Raw genomic sequence first — 15,495 nt, 5'->3', positions numbered from 1 at the left:
TGGGCCCGATCTGCCCGATGGCCCCCCGGCGGCGGCGGAGCAAGGGGACGAAGCGGGCGCTGCCGCCCCCGACGATGGCGCGGGTGAGGGTCAGCAGCTCGGCCTCGCTGGCCGCGACGCGGGCGGGGCCGGCGGGGGGAGCAGCCTGCTGCGGTGCAGGGTGGGTCGTCGCGCTCGCGCTCATCGAGGTTCTCGGTCGGGGGGGAGCCCGCGGCCCCAGGGCCACCCGTTGATGATCAGCTCCCCGTCGACGAGGCGCAACTCCACCGTCTCGCCCCCGCCGAAGTCGGGCTCGGCGGGGTGGTGGCGGGTGGTCAGGAAGTGCAGGCGCTGGTTGGTCGAGCCGATCCAGCGGCGCTCGGCGTCGGGTCGCGCGCGCTCGTAGCGGCCGTCACACAGCAGATCCGTGGCGGCGAGGAGGCGCTCGACCCCCGCGTTGGTGTCCGCTTCGGGCCCGGCTTCGATCTGAACGCGGAGCTCGTCGAGGGTGTAGCCGCTGTAGACCATCACGCTCAGCCCCGCGGCGCGGACCGCCTCGGCGACGACGGCGAGGGCCTCGGCCTGGGCGAAGGGCTCGCCGCCGAGGAGGCTGACCCCGACCAGGGGCGCGCGCGCGTGGACGGCGAGGATGCGCTCGACGAGGGCGCCGGCGGTGCTCGGGCGGCCGCCGCGAAAGGGCAGGAGCTCCGGGTTGCAGCACCCGGGGCAGCGCATCGGGCAGCCCTGGACCCACACCGCGTAGCGACGCCCGGGGCCCTCGGCCTCCGTGTCGGCGACCTCGACCCCGATCGCCAGCGGGCGGGCGGCGTCGGCCTCGGTCATCGGAGGGGCAGGGGCGGGCACCCGCAGAGTGTGCCCGGTCTCGGGCCCGAGGTCACCCTCGTCAGCACGCGTCGTCGCAGTGGGAGCTCGCGCAGTCGAGGGCGGCCTGGACCCCGGGGACCTGGTTGGGGGAAGGCGCGCCACAGGCGTTCTTGCACTGCCCGTTGCCGCCGCCTGCGAGTAGGCAAGAGACCAGGCAGGGGCAGTGGGGGGTCTCGGCGCAAGCCAGCGTTTGCTCGCAGCAGTTGGCGGCGAGGCAGCTCGAGCAGGAGACCGGAAGGTCGCTCGCTTCGAGCTCGACCGCGGCCTCGTCCTCGCAGCTGTCACCGGTGCTCGAGTCCGCCTCGGTGCTGGTGTCGGTGTCGGTGTCGGTGTCGGTTTCGGTGTCCTCGGCCCCGCCCATGTCGGGGGTTGGCGTGCCGGAGTCCTCGGTCTCGGCGGTGTCGTCTCCGTCCGAGCCGGTGTCGGTGTCGGCTTGGCCGAGGGAGTCGTCGCCCTCGAGCAATAGGGGGTTGGGCTTGAGGCAAGCGGCGCTCCCCAGCCCGACGGCCGCGGCGAGCCCGAGCGCGACGAACCATGGCCGATGCTGGGCGGCCATCAAAACCGCCCTCCCACGCTCAGCCCGACGCTGCGCGGGCCCACCGTGGGCGCGAGGGCGGCCCGCCGGGCTCTCGAGGTGTCGACGCCCAGCAGCGCCCCGCTCGTCGCGACCGCGGCCAGGCCGAGGGTGCTCAGCACGATCCCCGCCGTTTTGGTGTCGTAGAGCTGCGGGCAGGCCTCGACGTCGGTGACGTCGCCGCCGCCGGGGCAGCGGCTGTCGAGGGCCCACAAGGTCGCCCCCGCGATCAGCTCGGCTCCGCCGATGGCGATGCCCGTGATCTCGAGCCAGCGGGGGGCCAGCCGGTCGCGGTCTGCCTCGACCATGGGCGGCGAGCGGAGCCCCAGCGCCCCGCGACGCTCGGCGCCGACAGTGGGGGCGGGGACAGGCGCGCCGTCCGTGGCGGGCCCATCTCCGGGGGACGGGACAGGGAAGCTGAGGGTGGGGGCGTCGTCGGTCGAGTCGAGCTGGACGACGACGCGCAGGGGCTCCGCTTTGCCCTCGAGGGGCTCGAGGGGCTCGAGGGGCGCGAGCCAGACCCGGTGTTCGCCGAGGGGCAAGCTGAGCTCCCGGGCTTGCCCAGACCGCTCGACGCTCCCGTAGTTGCGCTCGTCGATGAGCACGCGGCAAGGCTCGGCGCACTCGACCCGCAGGCGCGCCTCGCCCCGGGCCGCCTGGACCTCGCGGCGCTCGTCGACCAGCGCGCCGAGGCGCGGGCCGAGGCGCGCGCTGTCCAGGGGGATGCCGCCCGCGCGCTCGAGGCAGGCGTCGAGGGTCGCGGCGGCGGCGTAGCGGTCGCCCTGGTAGAGCTGCGCCCGGGCCAGGACCAGCTCGGCGCGCAGGCGCAGCTCGAGGGCGCCGGGGTCCTCGGCGAGCAGCGGCGCGTGGTCGGGGAGGGCGTCCAGGGCCTCGCGCAGGGCCGCCAGCGGGGCCTCGCCGTCCGGATCGGCGTTGACCTCGTCCATGGCCGCGCGCAGGGTCGCCAGCGCCTCGTCGTATTGGCTCTGGTCTTCGCCCTGGACACCCGCAACCTCACCCATTGGCGGGCCGGCACTTGGGGACACCAAGGCGGAGAGAACGAACGGTAAAATGAGCATATTTCCAGAGGTGTGGACGAGTGTGCGATACGTCGAATGTCGACGGTCAATCGGCGAACAGTGCGATTTGACGAAACGCAGCCAAGCTCAGGGGGCTCGAATGTTAGTGTCCTCGGGTTGGAGATCGAGCTCAGATTAAATGGCGAGAGCCCAGCCAGCGGGCCTCCGTTTGGCCCCGAATCTCCCGTGTTTACCCCGGTTTGTGGCGATACGTGGCCTTTTGTCCACATCTGACACCGAGCCGCCGAGCGAAAACGAACACGTAGTTCACGCGATGAGTATTACGATTTGGCTCAGCGCTCGCCTCGCCTTGACTTTATGTTGAATGCGATCATTTCATGAATAGATAGGGATGAACACGAAGCTGACCGTGCGACGAATAGGCCCATACTCACTCGTTCGGCGCATCGCCTCGGGCGGCATGGCGGAGGTGTGGATGGCGAGACGCAGCGCCATGGGGGGCGCGACCAAGACGTGGCCATCAAGCTGCTCGCGCCCCACCTGTCGAGCAAGACCCTGTACCGGCGCATGTTCGTCGACGAGGCCCGGCTGACCATGATGCTCAGCCACTCCAACATCGTGCAGGTGTTCGACGTCGGCGTGGACGAGGACCGCAGCTACCTGGTGATGGAGTGGGTCGACGGCCTCGACCTGAGCCGGCTGACGGCGAGCATGCGCGAGCGCGGCGAGGTCATGCCCCTGCCCGTGGTCGCCCACATCATCGGCGAGATGCTCCGCGGCCTCGCCTACGCCCACAACCTCAGCGACGGCGAGTCCTGTCGGGCGGTGGTCCACCGCGACATCTCGCCGCACAACGTGCTGATCTCGGTGAGCGGGGAGGTCAAGATCAGCGACTTTGGGGTCGCGCGGATGATGAGCGAGGAGACCTCGGGGGTGCACGTGCGCGGCAAGCTGCGCTACATGCCGCCAGAGCAGGTGCGCGGGGACTCGCGCCACCCCGCCACCGATCTCTTCGCCGTCGGGGCCGTGCTCCAGGAGCTCCTCGACTCCGAGCGCTTCCGGGCCGGGCTCGACCGCGACGCCCTCGTGGCCGTGGTCCTCACCGGGGAGGTGCCGCCGCTGCGTCGGGCGGATCTGCCGGCGGCGCTCATCGACCTGCGCGACGGCTTGCTCGAGGCGAACCGGGAGGAGCGCTTCGCCTCGGCCGAGGACGCGCTGAATTGCCTGCGCGACTGGTCGGGCTACCGCAACGCCGCCGACGAGCTCGCCGATCTGGTCCGCTCGCGCTCGGGGCTCACGGGCCCGCGCACGGGCCTGACCGTGGCCGAGTCGGGGGAGGCCTACGAGGAGCGGACGGAGGGGTCCGAGCACGCGATCCTCGAGGCCTCGGACGAGTGGTCGAGGCCCCCCCGAGCCCAGCGCAGCGCCGGCTCCCTCGTGCTCGAAGAGCCGACCATCATCGACGCGACCCGCAGCCAGTGCCTGGCGGGGGACCTGCAGACGGACGAGGCCTCGCGCTCGGCCTCGGAGACCACGCCGCACCGGCGCCCGGAGGAGACCCACCGGGACCTGGCCGTGCGCCCGAAGGGGTCGGGCCAGAGCGGGCGCTCGTACGCGTGGGTGGTCGCCGCGGCGCTGGGCGTGGGCATTGGGGTCAGCGTCGCGACCTGGTCGGGGCTCGAGCCCGTGGTCGAGCCGGACGTCGCCGTCCAGGCCAAGCTCGAGCCCGGCCCCGTCTTGGGCGGGCCCGAGGTCGAGGTCGAGGCGGTCGCGCCCGAGCCTGCCCCGCCGCCGCCGCCGGTCGAGGCCGAAGCCGTGGCGCCCGAGCGGCGCGCCGTGGAGGTGGGGGGCGACGCGGTCCTGGCCGCCGCCGAGCCCAAGCCGCCCAAGCCCGACGCCGCCCCGGCCAAGGTCGAGTTCGCGGCCAACGACTACTTCTTCGTGTGGGTCAAGGTCGGCGGCAAGAAGCTCGCCCTCGAGCCCGTCGCCTCCCTCGAGCTCGCGCCCGGCTCGCACCGCGTCTACCTGCGCGAGCGGGCGGACGCGCCGTGGGTGTCCGCGGGCCGGATCCGCGTGCGCGCGGGGCAGCGCTATCGGGTCTCGATGCAGTCGCCCGCCGGGGTCTCGCTGCGCAAGCTGCCCTAGCCGGGTAGACTGGCCGCCGCGCGCGGTGACCTTCACGACCCTCACCTTCGGCCTGTTCCTGGCCCTGGTCTTCGCGCTCTACTGGTCCAGCGCGCGCCTGGGCGCGGGTCGTCGCGGGCAGAACCTGGTCCTGCTCGTCGCCAGCTACCTGTTTTACGGCTGGTGGGACCCCCGCTTTTGCGGCCTGCTGCTGGCCTCGAGCGTCGTCGACTTCGTCCTCGCCCGGGCCATCGCCGCCCAGCCGACCCCGCGCTCTGGCCGGGCCAAGCTCCTGGTCGGGATCAGCTGCGCCCTCAACCTCGGCCTGCTCGCGCTGTTCAAGTACTTCGGCTTCTTCGTGGCCAGCGCGGCGGCGGCCCTCGAGAGCCTGGGGCTCCAGGCCAACCTGCCCAGCTTGACGCTGATCCTGCCCGTCGGGATCAGCTTCTACACCTTCCAGACCCTCGGCTACACCGTCGACGTCTACCGCGGCCGCGCCGAGGTCTGCGACAGCCTGCTCGACTACCTGGCCTACGTCTCGCTCTTCCCTCAGCTGGTCGCGGGGCCGATCGAGCGGGCCGACCGGCTGCTGCCCCAGCTCAGGCGGGCGCGCAGCTTCGACCCGGCGGCGGCCCGGGACGGCGCCCGGCAGATGCTCTGGGGGCTGGCCAAGAAGATCATCCTCGCCGACCACCTCGGCGAGTTCGTCGAGCAGGTCTACGCGGGCCCGGTGGTCCACGCCTCGGGGCCCGTGCTGATGGCCGCGACCCTCGCCTTCGCCTTTCAGATTTACTGCGACTTTTCGGCCTACTCGGACATCGCCATCGGCTGCGCGCGCCTGCTCGGGCTGGACTTGGTCCGCAACTTCGCCCACCCCTACTTCAGCCAGTCGCCCGCGGAGTTTTGGCGGCGCTGGCACATGTCGCTCTCGACCTGGTTCCGCGACTACGTCTACGTGCCCCTGGGGGGGAGCCGGCGCGGTCCGGCGCGGCTGTGGCTGGCGCTCATGGTCACCTTCACCCTCAGCGGGCTGTGGCACGGGGCCAACTGGACCTTCGTGGCCTGGGGGGCCGTCAACGGGCTATTCGTCGGGGTGGCCGCGCGGGCCTTCCAGGGCTCGGAAGCGCCGCGCCTGGGCCCGCGGGATGTCCCGCCGTCACCCACGGCGCAGGCCAGCGTCGGCGCCGGCCTGGCCGTGCTCGGGCGCATGCTCGGGACCTTCGCGCTGGTGTGCGCGACCTGGGTGCTGTTCCGGGCCGCAGACCTGCCCCAGGCCGTGGGCATCTTCCGCCACATGGCGCTCGACTCGTGGACCCTCCGCGCCTGGGCCGAGCTGCAGCACCACGGGGAGTTCCTCGCGGCCTTTGGGCCCTTGCTCGCGCTCTTCGTGGTCGCGGAGTGGTGGACCCGCGACCGCGAGCACCCTCTGCGCGACCCCGGCTTTGACCCCCGGGGCCTGCGCGCGGGGGCTGGCGCGGTCGAGCCAGGGCGCGGGCTGTGGTCCGACACGCTGAGGCCGCTGCGCTGGCTCGGCTACACCGCGCTCTTGTGGCTGACCATCTACCTCATGCCCGACGAGCCGGGGACCTTCATCTACTTCCAGTTCTGAGCCATGCCCCGCTTCCTCGTCCACGCGCTGATCTTCGCCCTCGTCCAGCTGGGGGTGCTCGCGGCGTTGTGGCGCAGCTGCCCCGACGACCCCGACCACTACATGGCCGCGACGGTCGACAAGCACGCTCGCCTGCGGGCGAGCGCGGCGAGCCCTCGGCTGATCTTCGTGGGCGGGTCGAGCGTGGGCTTTTCCATCGACTCGCGGGCCTTCGCAGACGCGCCGGGGCTCGAGCTCGAGCCCGTCAACATGGGCCTCAACGATGGCCTGGGTCTGGCCTTCATGCTCGGCGAGGTCCAGGGCCAGCTGCGCGCGGGGGACGTGGTCGTGGTCGCGCCGGAGACCCACCTGTTGTGGACGGGCTCCCAGGACGACGCGGTCTGGGCCGTGCTCCAGCGCCGGCCGGCGAGCGTGGCGTGCCTGGCCGCGGGCGGGCCCCGAGCCGTGGCCGACGTGGCCGACCAGGGCCTGCATTTTTTCGCCCGCAAGGTCCGCTGCGCAGCGCACCAGATGACCACGGACCGCGCGCTGCCGACGATCTACCGGCGCTCGGGCTTTGACGCGTACGGGGACTTCGCGGCCCACCGAGGGCTAGAGGCCAAGCCCGAGGCGCCCCTCGAGCGGCGCTGGCCGACCCCCGCTCAGCTCGAGCGCGACCCGGACTTCGAGCGCAACCTCGACCAGCTCGCGGGCTTCGCCGAGCGCTGCGAGGCCGCGGGGGCGCGCTGTTTTTTGGCCTGGTGCCCGACGCGAGCGCAAAGCTTCGCGGACGCGCGGGCGGTCTACGAGCACATCGAGGCCCAGCTGCGCGAGCGGGTGGCCCTGCCCATGCTCGAGCAGCCGAGCGAGGTGGCGCTGCCCGAGACGGACTTTTTTGACCGCGGCCCGCACTTGACCGGGGCCGCCGCGGCGGTCCGCTCGCAACGACTGGCCGCGCGGCTCGAGGCGGCCCTCGGCGAGTGAGGTGGGGCCTCCGGATGCGCCCGCCGGCCGTGGGCGCGACCGGGACCGCGCCCTCGAGCTCGCGCAGCGGTCCCGCGCGCGCTGGGCCGAGGCCAAGGGCGACGCGCGCGAGGCCAAGGGCGACGCGCGCGAGGCCAAGCGCAAAGAACTCGAGACCTGGCTGAACGCGCGGCGCTGAAGAGCGAGGGTCACTCTCGCTGCCGACGCAGGCGCAGGGTCAGCGGCGAGGCCTCGAAGCAGGGGCGCGCGCCGTGGCACAGCTCGGGGGCGACGAGCTCGTCGTCGGGCCCGGCGTTGCGGCAGGTCCGGGTGCAGGTGTAGGGGACCTGGTTGCGGGCGAAGGTGGCGAGGATCTCCGCGGGGTCGTCGAGGTCGCGGGAGATGCTCTTCCACTGGAGGTTGCGGCACAGCTCGAGGGTCATGTCAGCGGTCTCCCTGGGAAGCGGGCTCGGAGAGCTCGGCGTCGCCGAGCGGCGCCGGGGCGATGGTGTCGGGGGAGGGCCGGCCGTCGCGGGCCAGCTCGAGGGCCGTGAGCACGGCGCCAGCGAGGAGCTCGAGCTTGTAGCCGGTCATGGGCAGGGGCTTGGCGCCGGCGGTGGCCAGGGCGGCCGCGGCCTCGAAGCGCTCGGGGCTCGCGGGCTGCCCGACCACGGCCTGTTCGACGGCGGTCAGTCGCAGGGGCGTGGGGGCGACGGCGCCCACGGTCACGCGGGCGAAGTCGACGACCCCGTCCGCCCCCAGGCGCAGGCGCACGCAGACCTCGACCAGGGCCCACTCGGCCAGGGCGCGGCTGCTCGCGCGCACGTAGGCGCTGCGCTCCCGGGGCAGGGGGGCGCCGAGGTGGACCGCGGTCAGCAGCGCGCTCGGGTGGATCTGGGTCAGCGCGTCGGTGGCGAGAACGGCCTCCACGGGCACGCGCTCGCGCTTGGGCGGGGCCTCGGGAGCCGCGCTGCCAGCCGGCAGGGCGAGCTCGACCTCGGCCTCGTAGGCGAGCAGGGCCAGGGCCGCCGTCGACGGGTGCGGGGCCGCGCAGGGGTCGGTGTCGAAGCACACGTGCCAAAGGTGGTCGCCCCCGCGGGCCAGGCAGGCGTCGCCGCCCTTGCGCAGGCAGCTGTGGTCGGGGTGGCGGTAGTACCAACACCGCGGCGCCTGGGCGAGGTTGCCCCCGAGGGTCGCCACGGCCCGGACCTGGGGGGTCCCGAGGGCGCCGCAGGCTTCGGCCACGCCGGGCCACGAGGTCCGCACGGCCGGGTGGTCGGCGACGCGCTGCAAGCTCGCGCCAGCGCCGATGCGCAGGCCCCCGGCGTCGGGCTCGATGTCGCCGAAGGCCTCGAGGTCGCGCAGGTCGACGAGCGCTCGGGGCTCGTGCTCGTGGGCGCGCCGCTCTTGCAGGTCGGTCCCGCCGGCGCGGTACTCCGCGTCGAGCTCGGCCTGGGCGGCGAGGGCCTCGGCGGCGGACTTGGGCAGTCGAATGGGGACGAGGCGGGTCACGGCTGGCTCCCTTCGGTGGACTGGGCGACGCTCGCGAGCCCGGCGAGGACTCGATCGGGGCGCAGGGGGATCTGCGTGGGTCGCCAGCCCGTGGCGTGGGCGACGGCGTTGGCGATGCTGGCCGCGGGCGGCAGGGTGCACAGCTCGCCCAGGCCGATGCCGCGGCCCTGGACGCCCTCGAAGCCGCCGGGGATGAAGTGGACCTCGAGGGCGCCGACGTCCCCGAGGCCGCACACGCGGTAGTCCTCGAGGCCGCCGGTGAGCAGGGTGCCGTCGCGGGGGTCGAGGCGGCGCTCCTCGTAGAGCGCGAAGGACAGGCCCTGGATCATCCCGCCCTCGACCTGGCTGCGGGCGAGGGTGGGGGAGTGGACCTTGCCGATCGACAGGCCGGCGACGGCCCGCAGCACCCGGACCCGGCCCAGGCGCGTGTCGACCTCGAGCTCGGTGATCTGAGCGCCCGCGCCGAGGTGGCGACCGATCGCCAGGCCGGCGACGGGCGGGAGGAAGTAACCGCCCTGGTCGCGCTTGCGCTTGCCCGTGGTCGTGATCGCGGGCGCGACGGCGAGGACCTCGGACCAGGGGACGAATTGGGGCTGGGCCGCGCCGTCGCCTCGGGGGCGCCCCTCGAGCCCGCCGGGGACCGCCACGGGGGCGTCGAGCTGTAGGCGAGCCTCGGCGACCTCGAGCAGCTCGTCGCGCAGGGCCTCGGCGGCCCGGGTCGCCGCCGGGAACACGGACGCGGCCGTGCGGCTGCCCCCCGCCGTCGGGCCGTGGGTCCCCCGAGAAGAGTCGCCGATCTCGGCCTCGATGGTGTGCACGGGGACGCCGAGGACGGCGGCCACGGCCTCGGCGAGCAGGGTGCGGGTGCCCGTGCCGATGTCCTGGCCGGCCATGGACACGCGAAAGCCCGCGCTGGAGGCCGCGACCGTCACCTGGGTCGCGGGCTCGACGAAGTAGGGCCAGGTCGCCGTGGCCACGCCGATGCCCCGGCGGTAGCGCCCGCGGTCGGCCAGCGGCGCCGGTCGGTCGCGCCACAGGGCCTGCTCTTGGATCCACTCGTAGACCCGGGCGCGGGCGGGGTTGCGGTTCCAGCCCCGGCGCAGGGCCACGGGGTCGCGGCCCAGGGCGTTGGCGTGGGCGTCGATGGCCTGCTCCATGGCGAAGAAGGCCGGCGGCCCGCCGGGGCCGCGGAAGGGGGTGCCCGGCGGTCCGTTGGTGATCACGTCGTAGTCGGCCAGGTCGAGCTGGGCCTGGGGCAGGTGGATGCGGGCCATGGCCGCCGCCGCCGACCCGATCGCCACGCCGGCGTCGGCCCAGGTGTGCATGCGCAGCGCGGGCTGGGGCGCCTCGCCGTCGGCCGGCGGGGTGTTGCCGCCGTCCGAGGGCGGGACGCTGAGCTGGACCTCGGCGCGCAGGGCCGGGCGCAGCCCGCCGACGATCAGCTCCTCGCGGCGGTCGTTGGCGACGCGCACGGGTCGGCCGCAGACCCGCGCGAGCTCGACGGCCATGAGCGCCTCGATGGGCATCACGGCCTTGGCCCCGAAGCCGCCGCCGACGAACTCGGCGTGGACCTCGACGGCGTCGCGGCGCAGGCCAAAGCGCTTGGCGAGCTCCTCGGCCATGTGCGAGACGGCCTGGGTCGACAGGTGCACGCGCAGGCTGTCGTCCCCGATCCACTCGGCCACGGCCGCGTGGGGCTCGAGGGCGGTGTGGACCTGGGTCTGGGTCTCGAAGGTGCCCGAGAAGGCCTCGGCGTCGTCCTCGATGCGTCGCGCGGCCCGGCCGGCCTGGCGCGCGAACATCCCGAAGGGCCCGCGCAGGTTGGCCTTCCAGCGCACCGGAAACAGATCGAGCTCGTTCTCGTTGGGCGCGCGCTTGTGCGTGCGGTTGACGTAGATCTCCGGCGCGCCCTCGGCCAGCGCGGCCTCGGTCCCGACCACCGCCTCGAGCACCTCGTAGTCGACCTCGACCTCGCGCAGGGCCGCCCGGGCCGTGGCGATGTCGGCGGCGGCGAGGGCCACGACCTCCTGGCCGACGAAGCGGACCTTGTGGCCGATCTCGGTCATGCGCACGGCTCCGTGGACGCCCGGGAGCGCGAGGGCCCGGGACCAGTCGATGGCGCGGACGCGGGCGTGGGCGTGGGGCGAGCGCAGCACCTGGGCCTCGAGCATGCCCTCGGGGCGGACGTCGACGGTGTACTTGGCCGCGCCGGTGACCTTGGCCAGGCCGTCGACGCGGGGCCCCGCGGCGACCAGGGGCGCGCCGGCTTCGGGGGCCGCGTCGAAGCGACCCTCGCACGCGCCGATCACCGCGCGGTAGATGGCCGCGTAGGTGCCACAGCGGCACAGGTGCCCGGACAGCGCCTTGGCGACCTCGTCGCGGCTCGGGCTCGCGGTCCCCCGGCGGGCTCGCCAGGCGTCGTGGAAGGCGGCCGCCTCGACGACGAAGCCCGGCGTGCAGTAGCCACACTGCATGGCGTCCTCGGCCATGAACGCGCGCTGGATGGGGTGCAGCTCGTCGTCCGTGGCGAGGTGCTCGACGGTCTCGACCTGCCGGCCTTCGAGCTTGAGGGCTGGCAGCAGGCAGCTCGCCACGGGCTGACCGTCGACCTGGATCGCACACGCGCCGCAGGCCCCGTGCCCGCAGCCGAGCTTGGCCCCGGTCAACCCGAGGCGCTCGCGGACCACGCTCAAGCTCGACTCGTCCGGGCCGACCTCGAGTGTCTCGGCGGCGCCGTTGACCGTGGTCCGCAGCTGCACCAGATGTCCTTTGGCAGCGCCTTCCATCGCCGGCTGGCCGGAAGGGTGATCGCTGCCCTGGCTGTGAGGGTGCTCGACACACGCCCCCAGGCCGGCGGCGCCGACCACCGTACCTCGCATGAAACCCCGTCGCGTCGTCTTCATGGCTCGAATCCCCTCTGAATGCAGGGTACACGGTGTTTGTAGGTGAGTTTGGGCAATTTGCGAAACCCGCCTGGGGGGGAAAGAGTGAGGCCCGACGCGGTCAGAGCCGCGTCGGGAATTGACTCATGAGTAAGAACGAGAACAACAAAAAGCAGCTCCGTGACCTCTTCATCGAGGACCTCGGCAAGGTCACCGGCGGCAAGGGTGGTCCCTACACGACGCTGGCGATCGGGGAGGAAGACCCGATCACGACCCTGGCGATCGGTGAGGAGGACCCGGACCCGACGACCCTCGCGCTCGGCGAGGAGGACCCGACGACCCTCGCCATCGGCGAGGAGTGAGCGCGCCATCCCACTAAACGAAAACGCGACCGCCGGAGTGCCGGCGGTCGCTTTTTCGTTTGGGGGGGTTCCGAGGAGGCGCTCAGCCCACCGGCGGGATCTCGTCGCACTTTTGGGCGATGACGTCGGCGAGGGAGTTCGACAGCAGCTGGTTCATCTGGTCGGCGATCTGCTGGGGGGGGAGGTTGTCGTCGGGTAGCTCGGCGATCTGCGGCGGCTCGCTCATGCCGTTGACGAAGGTGTCGAGGGGGACCTGGTCGTTGCAGGGGTTGTCGAGCAAAAAGCCCCCCGCGAGCACGCAGTCGAGGCCGCCGCAGCCGGCCTTGGCCTGCGCGACCTTGTCGAGCATGGCCTGGCCGATGGCCTCGCCGCCGAAGTTGATCGGGGTCTGGTCGGGCTCGTCGGTGACGAAGAAGACCAGCAGCACCGCGCCCTCGTCCCGCATGAAGCCCTGGTTGGTGGCCGTGTTGGCGGGGTCGAAGGCCCAGCCGGCCGGGCCCGTGGACATCTCGATGTTGGAGCCGCCGGTGCCGATCGCCGAGGCGCTCGAGAACCACTGCGCGAGGGCGTCGGCGCCGGCCTGGCCGTCGTTGACGTCGAAGCTCGCGTAAAACTGCCCGCCGCCGGGGTCGAACAGCCGGCCCTGGGCGCCGTTCTTGCCCGTGTTTTGCATGTCCGGGGTGACGTAGAAGGCCGAGTTGGGCATGCCGTCGCCGGTAAACACGCACTCGCCGTTGGAGATCGAGGTCGTCCCGCCGCTGGCGAAGCCCATCTCCGTCGAGGTCACGGCCACGTGCACGTTGGTGTCCTCGGGCAGGGCCTCGGCCAAGGTCGTGGCGAACTGCGGCATGGCCAGGCCCAGGGCCTGCTGGTAGCCGCCCATGGACACGGAGTTGTCGATGACGAACAGGATGTCGACGAAGTCGCAGTCCTCGTCGAGGTTGCCCTCGTCCTCGAGCTCCGAGGGCAGGGTGTCGAGCTTGGGCCCGCCGCCGGAGGAGGTGGAGTCCTCCTCGTCTTCTTCTTCGACGCCGTCGCCGTTGTCGTCGCTCGAGCTCCCGCTGGAGCCGTCCTCGCCGTCTTCGGCCTCGTCGGTGCCGACCTCGTCGCCGGCCGTGGTGATCGAGCCGTCGGTGAACACGCTGCCGGCGTCGTTGTCTGGGGTGCAGGCTGCGACGAGGGCGAGCGTCAGGGGGAGCGCGAGGAGGCGGAGATCCGGGTCCATGCCTCGGTCTTGGCCGAGCGGTGTCCAGATTGTTTGGCGAACTACTCGCTGCGACTTCGAGGTGAGCTGCGTTGCGCCTCGTTCGTGGGGCTTTCCTGCAAGCGGGCGTGAACGCGCGCGTGCAGCTCGACGAGCTCGGCCCGACGGGCCCGAAGGCGCGGGCTGGTCTCGGCCTCGACGGCGTGCAGCCAGCGGGGCTCGAGGCGCAGGCGCAGTCCGAGCTCGCGGACCCGCTTGCGCTCCCACCAGCCCCGGGCGTCGAACAGGCCCGCGAGGGTCAGGCCCCACACGAACACCGTGGCCAGGCCAAGCTGGACGCCCAGGCCCAGGGGCGCCGCGGCGAAGAAGGCCCCGGCGGCGAGCAAAATGCCGAGGGCGAAGCCGATGGAGGTCCGCGCGCCGACGCTGAGGACGTGGCCGCGCTTGTCCGCGAGGGCCAGGTCGACCACGCGGATCTTGGAGTCGAGGGTGCTCAGCTCGGCGTAGCGCGCCTCGGCCTCGCGGTCCGGCGGGCGGAAGGGGTCGGCGCGCTCGGGCACTCGCCGAGCCTAGCAGTTGGCCATGCTCAGTCCATGAAGGGCGCGCCCCGAATCTGCCCCTCGAAGCCGAGCTTCCACATGCCCGTCAGCGGCGAGCCGGGGTTGTCGATCTCGGGCTGCAGGTCTTCGATGAGGCCCTGCTTGAAGCCCAGCCGGGGCCATCGCTCGAGGATGGCGTCGAGGGTCGGGGCCGAGAGCTCCTCGATGCGCAGCCCGAACACGTCGACGCCCGCGCCCAGGTGGACGTAGAGGCTCTCGGGTTCGCGCTCGGTGACGCCGAGGGAGGTGTGCAGGGCGATGGCTTCGTGGACCCGGTCGGCGCGGGCGGGCGGCATGCCGTGCTCGCAACACCAGGCCCGCGCGACCCGAGCTCCGCGCAGCTCGAAGGGCGCGGGCCCCCGGTGGGTCTCGGTCAGGCCCAGGTCGTGGAGCAGGCTCGAGACGTAGAGCAGCTCGGCGTCGAAGCGCCGGCCGTGCTGGGCAGCCAGGGCGACGCCGAAGGCCCAGGTCCGCTGGCAGTGGTGGAGCAGGTGGGGGCTCGAGAGCGCGCGGACGAGCTCGGTGGCCTGGGTGGCCAGCTGGCTGTCGGGGGCGTCGAAGCGTCCCGAGGGCAGGTGCGGGGGCTGGATTCGGCCCAGGCGGCGCCGCAGTCGGCGTCCCGTGCGTCGCAGCTCCTCGCCCACGAGCCGGAGCATGAGGGGAGCCGTGCCTGGGCAGTGCAGGTGTCGAGTCAGCGCCATGGGCTCAGCATGGGCGCGAAGGGCTTTGGCAGAAATGACAAATAACCATCGATTTCTGCCAATTGATCGCGCATGCTCCCGAGCGTGCCCTCGCGCCGCAGCGATCGCCGTGTGGTCTCCCTGGCCCTGCCCGGGGTCCAGCCCCTCGACCTGTTCGGGCCGATGGAGGTCTTCGACGCCGCGACCCGGTGGCTGCGGGCGCGGGGCGACGCGCGACCGGGCTACCGCTGCGTGCTCGTGGGGCCGCAGCGGGAGCTGACCACGGGCGTCGGGGTGGTGGTGGTGACCGAGCCGCTGCGCTCCCTTCGGGGGCCCCTCGACACCGTGCTGGTCGGCGGCGCGCCCGAGTTCATCGAGCGGACCTTCGAGCCGGCGATCCTTCGGTGGCTGCGGCGACGGGCCGCTCGCGCCCGTCGGGTGGCCTCGATCTGCACGGGGGCGTTCGTGCTCGCCGAGGCAGGGCTGCTCGACGGGCGCCGGGCGACCACGCACTGGATGGCCACCGAGCAGCTGCGCGCGCGCTTCCCCGAGGTCACGGTCGAGGCGGACGCGCTCTACGTCGAAGACGGGCCCATTCACAGCTCGGCGGGGGTCACCGCGGGCATCGACCTGGCGCTCGCGCTGGTCGAGCGAGACCTCGGCCACGAGGCCGCGCTGGCGGTGGCGCAGGGGCTGGTGATGTTCCTGCATCGGCCCGGGGGGCAGTCCCAGTTCAGCGCGGCCTTGAAGCAGCCGACGCCCAGCCACGCGCCCCTTCGGCGCGTGCGGGCCGAGGTGCTCGAGCGGCCGGCCGGGGATCACCGCGTCGAAGGGCTCGCGCGCCGAGCGGGCATGAGCCCCCGCCACTTCGCGCGGGTGTTCGCGGAGCAGACCGGAGAGACGCCCGCGCGCTTCGTGCAGCGGGTGCGGGTCGAGCGGGCGCGCAGTCTGCTCGAGCAGGGAGGGCTCGGCGTCGACGCCGTGGCCGAGCAGGTGGGCTTTGGGAGCGCAGAGACCATGCGCCGCGCCTTCATGCGGGTCTTGGGGGTCGGGCCGAGCAGTTACCGGGCCCGCTTCCACGCGAGCGGATCGGGGTGAACTGC

16 protein-coding genes are annotated in these 15,495 nt (G+C 73.1%); 6 read left to right on the top strand and 10 right to left on the bottom strand.

Annotation, left to right across the window (positions count from 1 at the left end; genetic code table 11):
* The 4 genes from PPSIR1_RS35235 to PPSIR1_RS35220 all read right to left on the bottom strand — a co-directional run.
* Window positions 1-184, bottom strand: a 184-nt coding sequence (locus PPSIR1_RS35235; RefSeq protein ID WP_006976040.1) for a hypothetical protein, incomplete at its 3' end; no start/stop codon positions are given.
* Entirely contained in the window at window positions 181-843 is a 663-nt protein-coding gene (locus PPSIR1_RS35230; RefSeq protein WP_232296597.1) for a 4Fe-4S single cluster domain-containing protein, read from the bottom strand. The genes PPSIR1_RS35235 and PPSIR1_RS35230, both read right to left, overlap by 4 nt.
* 40 nt (window positions 844-883) lie before the next feature.
* Window positions 884-1,420, bottom strand: a complete 537-nt coding sequence (locus tag PPSIR1_RS35225; protein ID WP_006976038.1) for a hypothetical protein — start codon at window positions 1,418-1,420, stop codon at window positions 884-886.
* Complete coding sequence (locus PPSIR1_RS35220) at window positions 1,420-2,460, bottom strand: hypothetical protein (RefSeq protein WP_006976037.1); 1,041 nt, start codon at window positions 2,458-2,460, stop codon at window positions 1,420-1,422. Before PPSIR1_RS35220 ends, PPSIR1_RS35225 begins: the two co-directional genes overlap by 1 nt.
* A 489-nt stretch (window positions 2,461-2,949) precedes the next feature.
* Here PPSIR1_RS35220 and PPSIR1_RS49745 point away from each other — a divergent pair, with 489 nt between their 5' ends.
* From PPSIR1_RS49745 to PPSIR1_RS48675, 4 genes are read left to right on the top strand one after another with little or no spacing between them, the layout of a single operon-like run.
* A complete protein-coding gene (locus PPSIR1_RS49745; RefSeq protein WP_086001981.1) occupies window positions 2,950-4,623 on the top strand; it encodes a serine/threonine-protein kinase in 1,674 nt (557 codons plus the stop codon).
* A 25-nt stretch (window positions 4,624-4,648) separates the two neighbouring features.
* Complete coding sequence (locus PPSIR1_RS35210; protein WP_006976034.1) at window positions 4,649-6,211, top strand: MBOAT family O-acyltransferase; 1,563 nt, start codon at window positions 4,649-4,651, stop codon at window positions 6,209-6,211.
* Window positions 6,212-6,214: 3 nt separating this feature from the next.
* On the top strand, window positions 6,215-7,174 hold the full coding sequence (locus tag PPSIR1_RS44735) for a hypothetical protein (RefSeq protein WP_006976033.1): 960 nt from the start codon (window positions 6,215-6,217) through the stop codon (window positions 7,172-7,174).
* 1 nt (window position 7,175) lies between these two features.
* Complete coding sequence (locus tag PPSIR1_RS48675) at window positions 7,176-7,352, top strand: hypothetical protein (protein ID WP_006976032.1); 177 nt, start codon at window positions 7,176-7,178, stop codon at window positions 7,350-7,352.
* Between the two features lie 10 nt (window positions 7,353-7,362).
* Here the strand turns inward: PPSIR1_RS48675 and PPSIR1_RS35200 are convergent, their stop codons facing one another.
* Genes PPSIR1_RS35200 through PPSIR1_RS35190 form a run of 3 tightly spaced genes read right to left on the bottom strand, consistent with a single transcriptional unit; the run spans window position 7,363 to window position 11,424 of the window.
* Window positions 7,363-7,596 carry a hypothetical protein gene (locus PPSIR1_RS35200; RefSeq protein WP_006976031.1) on the bottom strand — a complete coding sequence of 78 codons (234 nt, stop codon included), beginning with the start codon at window positions 7,594-7,596 and terminating at the stop codon, window positions 7,363-7,365.
* A 1-nt stretch (window position 7,597) separates the two neighbouring features.
* The gene (locus PPSIR1_RS35195) at window positions 7,598-8,665 is read right to left on the bottom strand and encodes an FAD binding domain-containing protein (RefSeq protein WP_006976030.1); all 1,068 of its coding nucleotides are present in this window, start codon (window positions 8,663-8,665) and stop codon (window positions 7,598-7,600) included.
* Window positions 8,662-11,424: a molybdopterin-dependent oxidoreductase gene (locus tag PPSIR1_RS35190; RefSeq protein ID WP_006976029.1), complete on the bottom strand. Its 2,763-nt coding sequence runs from the start codon at window positions 11,422-11,424 to the stop codon at window positions 8,662-8,664. Before PPSIR1_RS35190 ends, PPSIR1_RS35195 begins: the two co-directional genes overlap by 4 nt.
* Before the next feature lie 269 nt (window positions 11,425-11,693).
* Here PPSIR1_RS35190 and PPSIR1_RS35185 point away from each other — a divergent pair, with 269 nt between their 5' ends.
* Window positions 11,694-11,909, top strand: a complete 216-nt coding sequence (locus PPSIR1_RS35185; protein WP_006976028.1) for a hypothetical protein — start codon at window positions 11,694-11,696, stop codon at window positions 11,907-11,909.
* 82 nt (window positions 11,910-11,991) lie between these two features.
* On the opposite strand, the gene PPSIR1_RS35180 is transcribed toward PPSIR1_RS35185, so the two are convergent.
* The 3 genes from PPSIR1_RS35180 to PPSIR1_RS35170 are packed head-to-tail and all read right to left on the bottom strand — an operon-like array spanning window position 11,992 to window position 14,413.
* A complete protein-coding gene (locus PPSIR1_RS35180; protein ID WP_006976027.1) occupies window positions 11,992-13,134 on the bottom strand; it encodes a hypothetical protein in 1,143 nt (380 codons plus the stop codon).
* A gap of 41 nt (window positions 13,135-13,175) precedes the next feature.
* Window positions 13,176-13,673, bottom strand: a complete 498-nt coding sequence (locus PPSIR1_RS35175) for a hypothetical protein (RefSeq protein WP_006976026.1) — start codon at window positions 13,671-13,673, stop codon at window positions 13,176-13,178.
* Window positions 13,674-13,699: 26 nt separating this feature from the next.
* A complete protein-coding gene (locus PPSIR1_RS35170; RefSeq protein ID WP_157596311.1) occupies window positions 13,700-14,413 on the bottom strand; it encodes an HD domain-containing protein in 714 nt (237 codons plus the stop codon).
* 72 nt (window positions 14,414-14,485) lie between these two features.
* Here PPSIR1_RS35170 and PPSIR1_RS35165 point away from each other — a divergent pair, with 72 nt between their 5' ends.
* The gene (locus PPSIR1_RS35165) at window positions 14,486-15,490 is read left to right on the top strand and encodes a GlxA family transcriptional regulator (RefSeq protein WP_006976024.1); all 1,005 of its coding nucleotides are present in this window, start codon (window positions 14,486-14,488) and stop codon (window positions 15,488-15,490) included.
* Window positions 15,491-15,495: the final 5 nt, after the last annotated feature.

It is taken from the genome of Plesiocystis pacifica SIR-1, from assembly GCF_000170895.1.
Taxonomy (GTDB): domain Bacteria; phylum Myxococcota_A; class Polyangia; order Nannocystales; family Nannocystaceae; genus Plesiocystis; species Plesiocystis pacifica.
The sequence above is the reverse complement of the archived record's forward strand: the minus strand, read 5'-3'. Positions and strand labels throughout refer to the sequence as shown.